The sequence below is a fragment of the Arthrobacter sp. NtRootA1 genome, from assembly GCF_019976975.1.
GTDB lineage: Bacteria > Actinomycetota > Actinomycetes > Actinomycetales > Micrococcaceae > Arthrobacter > Arthrobacter aromaticivorans.
On sequence record NZ_AP024630.1, the window covers coordinates 2,204,571 to 2,216,509 of the forward strand.

Consider the following 11,939-nt stretch of genomic DNA (forward strand, 5'->3'; position numbering starts at 1 on the left):
TGCGGCTCTCCCAGGTGAACCTTCGGGCCAATAGCGGCCCCTCCTTCAGAAGGAGGGCGATGGGCTGACCAAAGATGTAGTCCCTTTATACCGGCTGACAGTGCGAGTTGTGCCTTCGGAGATGGCTCTTTGAATGACTTGCAATGCATATGCCTTCAAAGTCATAATTGCCTATGGAACTTTTCTGGCCGGACAGCTTTGACGAGCAGCTGGACCGACTCGAAGAGGAGGCCGAAAGCGGTGATGAGAGGGCTAAGGCTGTATTCGAATATGTAGCCGCAGAGATGGACTATCTGCGGCGCCTGAGCGCACCACCCGCCGAAGAGACTCCGACACTCAAAACGGTGCGTCAGGCGAAGAGGTACCAAGTATGGCGGGTTTCTCACCCGTACCATCACGGGATCGCCGTCCGATTGATCGTCTGGTTTCCACCCGATGAGAACACAGCGGTGGTGGCCCTGTTTTCAGGTGATAAAGCCAACATGGGCGATGTCTTCTACGACAGTGTGGGAAGCAGAGCTGACCAAATAATCGATCAATGGATCAGAGAAGGGGAGGTTGATGAAAATGGTGAGGAAGACATTTAGGAAGGGCGATGACCGGCTCGGACGTATCCTGGCAAAGCCGGGTATGACAGAACGCGTAGCCGAAATTCGGGAAGCTTCCGCACGCGAGGACCGTATTTACGCCCTTAACCTAGCCACAATTCGCAAGGCCGCAGAACTGACACAGGATGACTTGGCCCAGAGGCTTGGAATAGATCAGAGTGTTGTTTCGAAGACAGAGCGCCGCGAAGACATGCTTCTGTCAACGCTTATGGACTATTTGTCAGCCGCGGGCGTAGAAGACGCAAAGATGGTGGTGCACGTTAACGGCCGCGAAATTGAACTGGACCTCCGCAGTCTGCAGCATCAAGTGCAGGGCTGAGAACGTTTGCGGAAGGACCCGGCATCGCCATCCGGAGGGGACTCCGCATAGTCGAGCTTGCTTCCGGTGATGTGGCCACTGCTCGCGCGGCTGGGGGAGTGCGGCCGGTCTCAAGAGTCACGTGAATGGGGCAAAAAGGAAGTGTGGACAGTAATGATGAAATTGGTTGTGTCGCGGCGTGGCTCTAAGTGTGGCTGACGCCCTGTGAGGGGTTTGTCTTGACATTGATCTGTCCGCCGCGACACGACCGCACTAAACGCGGCGGCCAGGTGGACATGACCTTATAGGAGCCTGTTCCGAAGAGTCCCATTACTGTCTTGTCTGCCCACCCGGCCGGCGTGCCCTTTTCTCATCGCATGCAAAGGTCAGGGCAGTTTCATCATGGCAAACGAACATCTGGAAGTCATCGCCGGGATCGACACCCACGCCGGTACCCACCACGTCGCCCTCATCACCGACACCGGCCGGCACCTGGCCGACAGGCAATTCCCTGCCGCGGGGTCCCGCTACCAGGGCATCATCGAGTTCATCGCAGAGTTCGGTCCGGTCCTCGCCGCCGGCGTGGAAGGGACCGGCAGCTACGGTGCCGAACTCTCACGCGTACTCGTCCGCGAGGGCATTCACGTCGTCGAGGTGATGCGCCCGAACCGGCAGGCCCGCCGGCTGCAGGGAAAATCCGACCCGCTCGACGCCTATCAGGCCGCCGAATCGGTATTGTCCGGCCACGCCGGCGCCACCCCGAAATCCCGGGACGGAGCCGTGGAATCGCTGCGGGTACTGCGCGCCGAGCGCGCCACCGCAATGCGCGCCCGGGTCGCCGTGATGGCCCAGGTCAAGGCGATCCTGGTGACCGCACCGGAAACGATCCGCGCCAGATACCGGGCCATGACCAGTCCCGCTTTGATGGCCGCGCTGGAAAAGACCCGGCCCGCCGGACCGGCCTCCGAGCCACTCACCAGCACCGCGACCGTGCTCAAACGCCTCGCCGTCCGCTACCGGCACCTGCACCAGGAACTGGCACTGATCGACGCCGAACTCGACGCCATCCTCGCCCTCCACGCACCGATGCTCCGCGATCTCCAGGGCGGGCACCGACGTCGCCAGCCAGCTCCTCGTAACGGTGGGAGACAACCCCGAACGCGTGAGCTCCGAAGCGAAGTTCGCCGCACTGGTCGGCGTCGCCCCGATCCCCGCATCATCGGGAAAGACCGCCCGTCACCGGCTCAGCCGCGGCGGCGACCGGCAGGCCAACAAAGCCATCCACCGCGTGGTCCTCGTGCGGATGAGATACGACGCCAGGACCAGGGCCTATGTGGCCAGGCGACACCAGGAAGGCAAGAGCACCAAGGAAATCATGCGCTGCCTCAAGCGCTACGTCGCCCGGGAAATCTACGACCAACTCCTCCACCCGCGACCCGGCCCCGACGCCGGAACACTCCGGACGGTACGCACGACCAAGCAGCTGACCCTTCAGCAAGCCGCCGACGCCCTCCACGTCTGGCCCACCGCACTGTCCCGCCTCGAACGCGGACTCACCCACGACAACGACTTCCACCAACGCTACGAAACCTGGCTCAACTGCCAGTCCCCGGCAACCGTGCACATGCCGGATCCCGGGTTGGCCCGCGTGCTGCCTGCCTGACCATGGCCGCGCAAGCCCCGGGGTCAAGGGCGGCCGCATGGCCGTCGCGCAGCGATCGCAGGAGCGACCCTTGAGGCCGGAGCGGCGGCCACGGTAACCTGCGCGGCCGCGTGGCTCAACAACCGTTGACAACAATAGGAGCATCAATGTCCACACTTTGGGCTTCGGTCTCAGTCGTACGTTGGCCGGACTGGCTCGGATTGGCGATGTTTCAGGTGTTCCCAGTGTTGCCAAGGCCTTGAATGCAGTTTGAGTCCCACCTCGGGCACGGCATGACCCCTCGTCAGAGGGGTTTTTGCTTTAATGTGTGTACAAAGCTTGACATTTCCCTCTGTTTTGAGGTCCCGGGTGGTGCCTGGCCGCTGGGTTCGGCCTGTTCAGTTTTGGGTGGGGGAGCGGGTTCAGTGCCTTGGCTGGTGGGCGCTCCGCCAGCTGGGTTTTGGGGTCATTCAGCCCTCCTTTGCGGGTGTTGCGGTGGTTGCTGTTGGCCGTTCACTGCTTCATGGTTGTCGCGTGTGCCGATGACATGACTTTCACGGAAATTTTTGAAGAGTTTTTCCGGATCCGGTTCAACGATGCTTCCTGCCGCCTGCCGACTCGTCGTGTTTGTCCGGCCAAAGGTGGTGGGTACAGTGTGCACGTTTAAGTCTGCTTTGTTGGTGGCCACGGTTTGCTCGCTTTCTTGCTTTCACGTGTTCATTCCGCGTGCGGTCATCGGCGGCATGACTAAGCGCCAAAGCTCAGAGGCTGGGGTCGGCACTTGGTCCCATGTCTTGTTAGCAGTTGCATCCGAGCGACGGTGGGCGGCGAGGCTTTAGCTACCTTTCGTCAGCTACCTTTCGTCGCGGTCGACTTGTCAGCTTAGGGTCTATGGCCTTGGGCGTAAGCCGCCCAGATATCGGCGACATGCGCGCTAGTCTGACGCTATTTCGGAGGGGATCTGACGACAGGTTGAGGTGTAGTGCGGCCTGACGCTAGCACCGAATCGTGCTGGCCCCTGTGCTGCTATCCATTCGCTGGCGAATCGCAGCCCGCGAATCAAGGGCTGATGGGAAATCCGTGCTTGTGCTCGAAGGGCGCGACCGCCTCGGCGGGCGTACCTGGTACAGGAAGTTCAAGGGAACAGATCAGGGAGTCGAAATCGGCGGAACCTGGATTGCCCCCGACCAGCAGAAGTTCGTGCAGGCGGAGTTGGAACGCTATAAGGTACAGACCTTTCAAAGCCCGGTAGCATCAAGCTTTGGCTGGGGCCTCGACGGCGAGATGCTGAACACTGGATTTCCGATCCCAGCCGACGAATGGGCGGCGCTGGAGCATGCCATCGTACAGATTGACAAGGATGCCGAACGAATCCGCTTTTACGAAGCACCCCTCGGGCAGACTGGCCTGGAAGACTTGGACATCCCATTCTCGGCATACGTCGACGCCCTCAACGTCCCGGCCAAGACGCGGGACTTCCTTCTTGCGTGGCCTACGTTCTACTTCGGGGCTTACCCTCAAGAGCTTTCAGCCCTTCACGCTATTTCCTGGGTGAGCGGTTTCGGAAGCTCCGTGGGGTGGTACACCCTGTTGTCCGACAAATTTGTGGGAGGAACGAAGAATCTTATTGAGCACATCCTCCACGAAGCGAATGCTGACGTGCGGTACGGCTCTGCAGTGGAATCGATCGTGGACGAAGATTCGCAAGTGCGGGTCCTCACCCAAGATGGCCAGACAATCCTCGCAAGGTCCGTCATCGTAACTGCTCCTGTCAACACCTGGGAACGAATCAACTTCGTACCCGAACTGCCCCAAGCCCACCGGGCCATGGCCACCGAGAAGCAGGCAGGGCAGTCCGTAAAAGTCTGGGCACTCGTGCCCAAGTTGGAAAAGGACTTTTACGGCATCGGGATGGACACTACGTTCAAGTGGATTGCGTCGGAATACACAACCGATGACGGGACCTACCTGTGCTGCTTCGCCAGTGCGGAAGCAGACATTGACGCAACAGACATGGATGCCGTTACCAACGCCGTGCGCCAATTCCTCCCTGAAGCAACGGTCCTCGCACTGGACTCGCACGACTGGAACAAGGACGAGTTCTCTTTGGGAACGTGGATGGCCTACCGGCCGGGCCAGGTCATGAAATACTCCAACCAGCTTCAAGTACCTCACGGGCGCGTTCACTTCGCCAATTCTGATCTGGCGTCCGGATGGGCCGGTTGGATTGACGGTGCAATAGAATCCGCATTCACGGCAGCAAATGCCTCAAACGACCTGTTAGCCTCCGAAAGTGCTCACATTCCGGATGCTCCAGAGAAGGCAAAAGTATCCAAGTCGTGAGCACAACGTAGGTCACTACGGCTCCGGTATTTATGCTTATCTACTGCATTTCCCATTTAGGGGAAGAGAACCCGGATCAGATTCTTCACCTGATCCGGGTTCTCGACCTTAGTGACATCCAGGGGAAGTATTAGATTCCGTGTCCCCTGCTTCTCGCTAGCCCTTGAGGCAGGGAGCTCGGGACACAGAAGACGTGAGTGTGACGGCCGGTCCAGGTTTGACGGTTTTGTGGGCAGAATGGGCTCATATGCGGCAGATACGTGATGTCCAAAGCAAACGAGTGACCTTCTGAGCCACTTCGAGGCAAAGGAAATTGAAGGCACCCCACCACGGCGGAGCTGGAACGTGGCACCGACCCAGAAACGTGCCGATCGTGGCAGAGCGTTTGGATGAGGGCACAATCGACAGGCGTCTGCTGATAGCCCGCTGGTGCCTGATTCCTTCCCGGGCAAAGGACGCCAAGATCGGCTCCAAGCTAATAGATGCTCGTAGCGAATCAATCTTGGAGAAGCCGTCCTTCCGTTCTGCTGCCAGCGGTCAGTTTAAAGTTGAAGTTGACAACCACGAATGGCAAGGTCGAAGCCGACAACACCAACGGGAGGACAAACCCTTCACGGGCCTATGGGCTCAGGCGTGTGTAGGCTCGTTATACCGAGTGCGTAGTAGACCGCGACAGAAGTGGGCGTTTCCCTCGATTGAGATTCGTGTTGCCTTGGCGAACCTTATTTGAACTGCCAGGTCGGTGGTGTCCCAGGGGGAACCATCGGCGTTGACGAGGAGGAACGCGTTGTCGTCTATGCTGATCCCGAGATCGCTTCGGCGCCGCACCAGAGCTTCTCGTTCCTGCATAGGCGGCACATCCTTGAGCCGAATCGACGGCAGCAATTCTGGGACGACCGCATAAATGGATACGAGTCTCGCGATCACGCGCTCAAGGGATGCGAGGTGGGCCTTCGATCGGAAGATGGCGCGAAGGTCGTCCAGGCCGCTTGATGCTTCGTCCGGGTAGGCGTCGGCAAATCCGACTCCCGCGGCCACAGCCGAGTTGATGCGCTCGGAGTCAGCATTACCCTCAAGCTCAACCCGAGTGGACATTTCGGGAAACTCCGTCCGCAAGGCATCAGCGGAATCGGCCGCCATCATGAACGCGAAGTTAGGGGAGCAGAAGGCCGTCGGTAGTCTGAGGGTGGCTGTGACGACCCTGCCGTCCGTCTCTACCTTCCCGACGAATCCGAGGGTCGTGAGCGGCTCATCCAGTTCCGGGTCAGTGACGGTGGAAAGTGCCCGCCATGCTCGGTCTTCGATCAAGCCAAAACGCGTGCTTGTCGCGGTCATTTTTCCAGCGCGCCCACGGGTTCGGCTTCGGTCGTTGCGGGATTCAAGCGGAGGTGCTCGGGCACCTCTATGTGCGGATAGAGTGCGGCGGCGTTGAGGCCCAGAATCTTCTTCTTCTGTGCCACCGTGATCTCGCCGTATTCGCCCTGCATATCTTCCGGAATCTGGAAGTCGACGAACTTCTCCACCAGCCACTTGGGCTGCCAGAGGGCATAGTCGGAACCGAACAGGATCTTGTCCTCACCGATCCAGTAGAGGAGCTCGCCGATGATCTGAGCCCAGTAACGCGGTCGGGTATGGATGAAGGGCATCGCGACTGCGAGTCCTCCATAGACATTGGTCTCCTGCGTCGCGATCCAACAGAAATCCTCGAGTCTGGGAAGGCCGACGTGCTCGACGATGAAGTTCAGATCCGGGAAATCAGTGGCGCAGTAGTCGATGTCAGCGACGTCGAACGAGTCGCGGTCGAGTGGCTTTATTGTCGGTCCCTTGTGAACGTGGATGTTCTTGATCCCGAGCTCCTGGCACTTCTCCAGATAGCGGTAGGTTTCGCGGTCGCTCATCTTGAACCCGCGGCTCTCACCATGCCACTCCGCCGTATAAACCTTGACGCCCTTTAGACCGAACTCGTGGGCGGCGTCCTCCAAACGGCCAAGCCCTGCCTCACCAAATCGAGGATCGAAATTATGGTTGTAGGTGAGGCGCTCCGGCGACCGGCGAGCCATGTCCTGAGCAAGGTCGCGACTGAATCCGTTCTTGTAGAACGCTGGGAGTGCCGCCGGGTTGAAAATCGCGTGATCGACGTAACCATTTTCGAAGATGTCTGTCATGAAATTCTGTTCGGTGTACTTCTGATACTTGCGGAAATCCCACACGTACTCCTCGGGAGAGAGGTTTCGGTGGTAGGCGTAGAAGCACTCAATGAACTCCGCTCCGTGAATGTTCCGCTGGTTCTCGTCCGAGCCATCCCACATGTGGACATGGGAGTCCACTACGAAATAATCTTCCCCGTCTTTGGAGTACATCTCGACCCTCGTTCTCTATCCCGCGACAGCTGCGTCGCGGTATTGAATACTGCATGTCAAAGGCAATCTACCAATCATATGTTTGATACTGCAAGGCACATCTGAAGACATGCCCGGCTATATCCTGAAATGTGGCCCCAGATTGGTTCAAAACTGGACCCGTCAAAGGGGCGCTTGCTCCGGAAGGGCGGGTGGCAAGCCCCCGCTAGCCAACCAACCACTTGTTTGTTAGCGTGGTCACCACGTGATCGACAGTGAGGTAGGAAAATGAAGGCGCTTCGTCTCCACAGATATCAGCAAGCACCCTCGATGGATGAGATCGACGAGCCAACGGTCTCTGGTCCCTGGGATGTGATCGTCGAGATTGGCGCGGCAGGCGTCTGCCGCACGGATCTACACATCATCGAGGGTCAATGGGCAGAGATCCAGAAACCCGATCTGCCATATACCCTCGGGCATGAGAACGCCGGTTGGGTGCGGGAGGTGGGCAGCGCCGTCGACAATGTAAAGCCGGGAGACCTGGTGATTCTGCATCCGCTCGTGACCTGCGGGCTCTGCGCCTCATGCCGCATCGGACAGGACTCGCATTGCGAGCGTGCAAGCTTCCCCGGCATCAACGCAGACGGCGGTATGGCCGAGCTGATCCGGACAAACGCCCGGGCAGTGGTCAAGTTGGACCCTTCGCTCACCCCCAGCAAGGTGGCGGCCTTGGCGGATGCCGGCCTAACGGCCTACCATGCGGTGAGAAAAGCCGCCCCCGGGCTATTCCCCGGCTCGCACGCCGTTGTGTTCGGCGCCGGTGGGCTGGGCCACATCGGGGTGCAGGCTCTGGCTGCGATCACTAGCACCGAGATCACCGTAGTGGATCGGAGTGAATCGGCTCTTGAGCTGGCGAGGACACTGGGGGCCCACCATACGATCCTCGCCACAACGGACGACGCGGTGAGGAATGGAGTGCGGGATATCACCGAGGGCGGGGCGCATGTCGTGTTCGACTACGTCGGGGAGTCGGGCGCAGAGAAGATTTCTCCGCAGCTGCTGCGCAACCAGGGATCGCATTACGTGATCGGCTATGGCGGGGCAATCGAGCTACCGACCATCGAGGTCATCTCGAAAGAAATCAGCGTGGTAGGGAATCTGGTCGGCACCTACACAGACCTGGTCGAGCTGATGACTCTTACGGCCAAGGGTCTCGTCACCCTTCACACCTCGGAGTATCCGCTCGATGCCGCTCTTGATGCGCTGGACGATCTTCACCGCGGGCGGGTCGTTGGACGCGCCATTCTCGTGCCCTAGACGACTGGCGGGTGTGCCAGGCGCGCCGAGTGCATGGCTGGGGTGTCTGTTCTTAACAGTTCATCTGTTGTAGTTGGCTGTTGCTGTTCCCGGCGGGTGCCCCGCCGTCGTTGTTGGTGTGGGGCGGCCTGCGGTCATCGAAGACCTCGGAAGTAGCGCTCGGTCGCCCGTCGGGCGGCCTAGCGGCTGGCGAGACTGTATTCGCTGCGGGAAGTGGCATCAGCATCAGAGTCAGGTGTTACTGGCCATTTCTTAGCGCGTCCGGGTAAGGGAGGCACGGTTGTGGTCGGTCATAGTCCAGCCGATGACCATGCGGGTGTGCAGGTCGATGACGGTGGTCAGGTAGCGTCAGGCCTCACGGGTGCGCAAATAGGTGATGTTTCCGATGGGCTTCGTTCCGGCGGCATCAGAGGCAAGGGGTGGAGTCCTGGCTGAAGGTGGTCCAGAAGGCCTTCTCCGGGTCCGATGGTCCGTGCGGTGGCAGAAGATCCCGACGGAGGAAGCGAGGGTTTCAGCGATGCTGACCAGTGGAGAGCCACCGGTCAGCATTTTCGTCGAAGACCGCGTCCCTGTACTGGATGGGTTTGCAGGCGTCCTGGGCTGTTCCCGCGATCGGCCGTGTGATGGTGGGTCTATGAGGCTGCGATGGAAATCACGGCGCCGGCTTTGGCCGCGGTGCGTCCTTAGAACGCCGAATCGGGACCAAAGGAGCGCGTTCAGCCCGAGCGCTCCGGAATATCCGTAGCCCGAGCCCCGCTTCTGGTATTCGTGGACTTCGACGATCGTGGCGTCCACCTCCACCAGTGTATATCCGCCCGTGCCGGCCTGAAGCCGAGGGGGCCCGGGCCGGCCAGGTTCAGCAGAACCTGGAGTCGACCGCATCCAGTTGGCGGAAGTGCCCGCAGGTGACGGATCGTAGGAACGAGCCCGCGGTCGAGAGCGCATAACGGGCCTGGAAGAGCCTGCGCACCTCGCCGTCGTCGGAATTGCACCCGCGGTGGTCCCGACAGAGCGGCCCTGAGCCCGAATAGTTCGAAGTACAGGAAGCGTGTCGGCAAGTCCACTAGGCGGTTTGGTGTCGGAGATCGAGTTGGTCCGTGTGGCCAAAGGGGACTGCACTGCTGAAAGCGACAATGAAGTGCCCATCGCCAAGCCGGGTCAGTAGGATGCCATGCGTCCGTTGCCCCTTGGCGCTGTCGATCATCTGGTCGACCGCAGCGGCGAGGCAACGGTCCATTGAGGCCCTGTCGTGGACTCTAATTTCGATGGGTTCCAGCTCTTGGACGGTCATTCCTGGTCTCCTTAGTGGTTGGTAGCAGCCGCAGGCGATACTGGGCCAGCCTTGTGCCCCATGAGGTGTGCCCCATCGCGGGAAATGTAGTCCCGCTCTAGGAACCGCCCCGTCCGCCCGAGAGAACCGTTGCGGGGTTCATATGCGTCATCTGGTACAGATCGTCGTCAGAGATTCCCGCTTCCTTCAGGTGATCGATAACGGTGTTCGGCACGTACGCCAAGTTCCAATCCGGAAGATGCTCGGCGAAGTAGTCACCTGAGATGACATCGCTCCAGGTGACTGAATCACTGGAAAGCACCATCTTGGATGCGTAGCCGAGGCGACAGAGCTCGGCCACAACCTCTACGCGTTGGGAGGTTGTCAAAGTGGCACGTCCTGGCATGGTGTAGCCGAACCTGTCCATCCCGAGATACGAGCCCCGGTCTGCCAGAGCTGTGAGATAACTCAGGTCCGTACTGTCGCCGCAGTGTCCGATTATCACGTGACGGAGATCGACACCTGCGTTGGCAAAGACGTCCTGTTGCTGGAGACCCACCTGGTTGCCCGCGTGAGTGTGGGTACAGATCGGAGCACCCGTGCGCAGATGAGCGCGCGCCGCCGCCAACAAAAGCCGTGTGTTGTTTTCGTCCACAACTGGGTCGGAGCCGGTCTTGATGATTCCCGCTTTGATCTCGGTTCCATCCATGCCCACTTCGATGTCGTGAACGAACAGATCGGCCAGCCGGTCTGGATCGATACCATCCGCAGCATCTCCAACCACTCCCTGCAGATAGAGCGGCAGCGGTTCGTGAGGGTGCGCCCCGGTAGCGGCGACGATGTTCACATCGGTGAGGCGGGCAACTTCCGTCAACAGCGACAGATCCCGTCCCATGTTGGGCGTTGTCATGTCCACGATCGTCTTCACACCGAGACTTTTCGCCCGAGAGACCTTGGCTGCAACGGCCGCGACGGCAGCATCGCGGTCAAGGAGGTGCGGCCATCGCTCGTACATGCCCACTGACAGCATGAACAGATGTTCATGCATGAGGGTGAAGCCAATTGATGCTTCCTCGGCGGTACCGCTTACCGTGTGGATGCTCATGACAGCCCGAACGGCTGGGATCCGGGGGAGGGGCAGAGCCGGGTCCGGTCGACGCGGGAAATGAGTCTTAGAGCTGTGATGAACACTGCTATACCTTTCTGTTCTGTCCAATATTGCGGGTGCAGGGGTTGGAGAGCGAACCAATGCCGTCGATGGTGGAGGTGAGACGCTGGCCCGCTTCCAAGAAGCGGGCGGGATTGCGCGCAGCTCCGATTCCACCGGGTGTTCCCGTAGCGATAACATCACCGGGGACGAGCGTAATGAATTGACTGATGTATGACACGATCTCTGCGGGGTTGAAAATCAGCTTTGAGGTGCTCGACTTCTGCACGACATCCCCGTCGACGTCACATCGCACTTCCAAGTCACGTGCGTGGTCGATTTCGTCCGGCGATACGAGGTGTGGTCCGATCGGAGTCGACGACTCGAAAGTCTTTCCCTGAAGATACTGCGACGTTCGAACTTGCCAGTCGCGCATAGAGACGTCGTTGACGACTGTATACCCGGCGATGGCATCCCAACTCTTTTCCGGGGGGGCACTGCGTACCTGCCGGCCAACGACGATGCCGAGCTCAATTTCCCAGTCGACCGCGTCGGAAGCATCGGGAAGCACCAGCTCATCGAACGCGCCGATGAGGCTCCGCGAGTACTTGGCGAAGAGGGTGGGGAATTCCGGGATCATTTGTCCAGTCTCGGCTGCGTGGTCTTGATAGTTCAGGCCGACGCAGATGATCTTCTCCGGATTCGGTACAACAGGCGCGAGATCCACCTGGTGTTCATCGAGCACGAGACCTATGTCGGTCTCTGCGGTCTTCCGCCAGTCCCCGCTCGATTCCAGGACGCTTCGAACGTCCGAGTACGGGAGTACGTAATATAGCCCGTTCTCTACTCGGGCTGCCGCGGTGCTGCCTTCTAGCCTGATCGTTGCAAGTCGCATGACTGCTCTCCTCATGATTGTCGCAAGCCAGCACCAGGGCTGACTTACGGGGTGGACCACTCAGGCAGAGGCCAGCCGAA

Annotated in this window: 12 protein-coding genes and 2 pseudogenes; 7 read left to right on the forward strand and 7 right to left on the reverse strand. The window is 59.7% G+C overall.

All coding sequences use genetic code 11. From position 1 onward, the window contains the following. The first annotated feature begins 173 nt into the window (after positions 1-173). The 4 genes and pseudogenes from LDN90_RS09935 (at position 174) to LDN90_RS24195 (ending at position 2,569) form a co-directional block, all read left to right on the forward strand. Positions 174-587 (forward strand): hypothetical protein, encoded by a 414-nt coding sequence (locus LDN90_RS09935; RefSeq protein WP_223948897.1) that lies wholly within the window; start codon positions 174-176, stop codon positions 585-587. Then, the gene (locus tag LDN90_RS09940) at positions 568-927 is read left to right on the forward strand and encodes an XRE family transcriptional regulator (RefSeq protein ID WP_223948898.1); all 360 of its coding nucleotides are present in this window, start codon (positions 568-570) and stop codon (positions 925-927) included. The genes LDN90_RS09935 and LDN90_RS09940 overlap by 20 nt, the downstream gene beginning before the upstream one ends. 381 nt (positions 928-1,308) lie before the next feature. Continuing rightward, positions 1,309-1,716 (forward strand): annotated as a pseudogene (locus LDN90_RS09945) (transposase); the annotation flags it as partial. 331 nt (positions 1,717-2,047) lie between these two features. After that, positions 2,048-2,569, forward strand: a complete 522-nt coding sequence (locus tag LDN90_RS24195) for a transposase (protein ID WP_263426292.1) — start codon at positions 2,048-2,050, stop codon at positions 2,567-2,569. A 445-nt stretch (positions 2,570-3,014) separates the two neighbouring features. On the opposite strand, the gene LDN90_RS09955 is transcribed toward LDN90_RS24195, so the two are convergent. Continuing rightward, on the reverse strand, positions 3,015-3,236 hold the full coding sequence (locus tag LDN90_RS09955) for a hypothetical protein (RefSeq protein ID WP_223948899.1): 222 nt from the start codon (positions 3,234-3,236) through the stop codon (positions 3,015-3,017). A gap of 320 nt (positions 3,237-3,556) precedes the next feature. On the opposite strand from LDN90_RS09955, the gene LDN90_RS09960 reads away from it, so the two are divergent. Further along, positions 3,557-4,891 (forward strand): NAD(P)/FAD-dependent oxidoreductase, encoded by a 1,335-nt coding sequence (locus LDN90_RS09960; RefSeq protein ID WP_223948900.1) that lies wholly within the window; start codon positions 3,557-3,559, stop codon positions 4,889-4,891. 373 nt (positions 4,892-5,264) lie between these two features. Next, positions 5,265-5,621 (forward strand): SOS response-associated peptidase family protein, encoded by a 357-nt coding sequence (locus tag LDN90_RS09965; protein WP_223948901.1) that lies wholly within the window; start codon positions 5,265-5,267, stop codon positions 5,619-5,621. Here LDN90_RS09965 and LDN90_RS09970 read toward each other — a convergent pair. Next, positions 5,519-6,226, reverse strand: coding sequence for an iron-sulfur cluster assembly protein (locus LDN90_RS09970; RefSeq protein WP_223948902.1), 708 nt, complete (start codon positions 6,224-6,226; stop codon positions 5,519-5,521). The genes LDN90_RS09965 and LDN90_RS09970 overlap by 103 nt on opposite strands. Further along, positions 6,223-7,251 (reverse strand): amidohydrolase family protein, encoded by a 1,029-nt coding sequence (locus LDN90_RS09975; protein WP_223948903.1) that lies wholly within the window; start codon positions 7,249-7,251, stop codon positions 6,223-6,225. Before LDN90_RS09975 ends, LDN90_RS09970 begins: the two co-directional genes overlap by 4 nt. Before the next feature lie 309 nt (positions 7,252-7,560). On the opposite strand from LDN90_RS09975, the gene LDN90_RS09980 reads away from it, so the two are divergent. Further along, positions 7,561-8,547 carry an NAD(P)-dependent alcohol dehydrogenase gene (locus LDN90_RS09980; RefSeq protein WP_223948904.1) on the forward strand — a complete coding sequence of 329 codons (987 nt, stop codon included), beginning with the start codon at positions 7,561-7,563 and terminating at the stop codon, positions 8,545-8,547. A 705-nt stretch (positions 8,548-9,252) separates the two neighbouring features. On the opposite strand, the pseudogene LDN90_RS09985 reads toward LDN90_RS09980, so the two are convergent. The 4 genes and pseudogenes from LDN90_RS09985 to LDN90_RS10000 all read right to left on the reverse strand — a co-directional run. Continuing rightward, a pseudogene (locus LDN90_RS09985) lies at positions 9,253-9,523 on the reverse strand (IS1380 family transposase); the annotation flags it as partial. A gap of 87 nt (positions 9,524-9,610) precedes the next feature. After that, positions 9,611-9,838, reverse strand: a complete 228-nt coding sequence (locus tag LDN90_RS09990) for a hypothetical protein (RefSeq protein WP_223948905.1) — start codon at positions 9,836-9,838, stop codon at positions 9,611-9,613. Positions 9,839-9,935: 97 nt separating this feature from the next. After that, positions 9,936-10,922 (reverse strand): hypothetical protein, encoded by a 987-nt coding sequence (locus LDN90_RS09995; protein ID WP_223948906.1) that lies wholly within the window; start codon positions 10,920-10,922, stop codon positions 9,936-9,938. An 88-nt stretch (positions 10,923-11,010) separates the two neighbouring features. Next, positions 11,011-11,859 carry a fumarylacetoacetate hydrolase family protein gene (locus LDN90_RS10000; RefSeq protein ID WP_223948907.1) on the reverse strand — a complete coding sequence of 283 codons (849 nt, stop codon included), beginning with the start codon at positions 11,857-11,859 and terminating at the stop codon, positions 11,011-11,013. Positions 11,860-11,939: the final 80 nt, after the last annotated feature.

Coding starts and splice junctions, on each gene's coding strand:
- LDN90_RS09975 (WP_223948903.1), bottom strand. CDS start 7,251: ATGTACTCCAAAGACGGGGAAGATTATTTCGTAGTGGACTCCCATGTC.
- LDN90_RS10000 (WP_223948907.1), bottom strand. CDS start 11,859: ATGCGACTTGCAACGATCAGGCTAGAAGGCAGCACCGCGGCAGCCCGA.
- LDN90_RS09990 (WP_223948905.1), bottom strand. CDS start 9,838: ATGACCGTCCAAGAGCTGGAACCCATCGAAATTAGAGTCCACGACAGG.
- LDN90_RS09980 (WP_223948904.1), top strand. CDS start 7,561: ATGGATGAGATCGACGAGCCAACGGTCTCTGGTCCCTGGGATGTGATC.
- LDN90_RS09970 (WP_223948902.1), bottom strand. CDS start 6,226: ATGACCGCGACAAGCACGCGTTTTGGCTTGATCGAAGACCGAGCATGG.
- LDN90_RS09995 (WP_223948906.1), bottom strand. CDS start 10,922: ATGAGCATCCACACGGTAAGCGGTACCGCCGAGGAAGCATCAATTGGC.
- LDN90_RS09940 (WP_223948898.1), top strand. CDS start 568: ATGGTGAGGAAGACATTTAGGAAGGGCGATGACCGGCTCGGACGTATC.
- LDN90_RS09935 (WP_223948897.1), top strand. CDS start 174: ATGGAACTTTTCTGGCCGGACAGCTTTGACGAGCAGCTGGACCGACTC.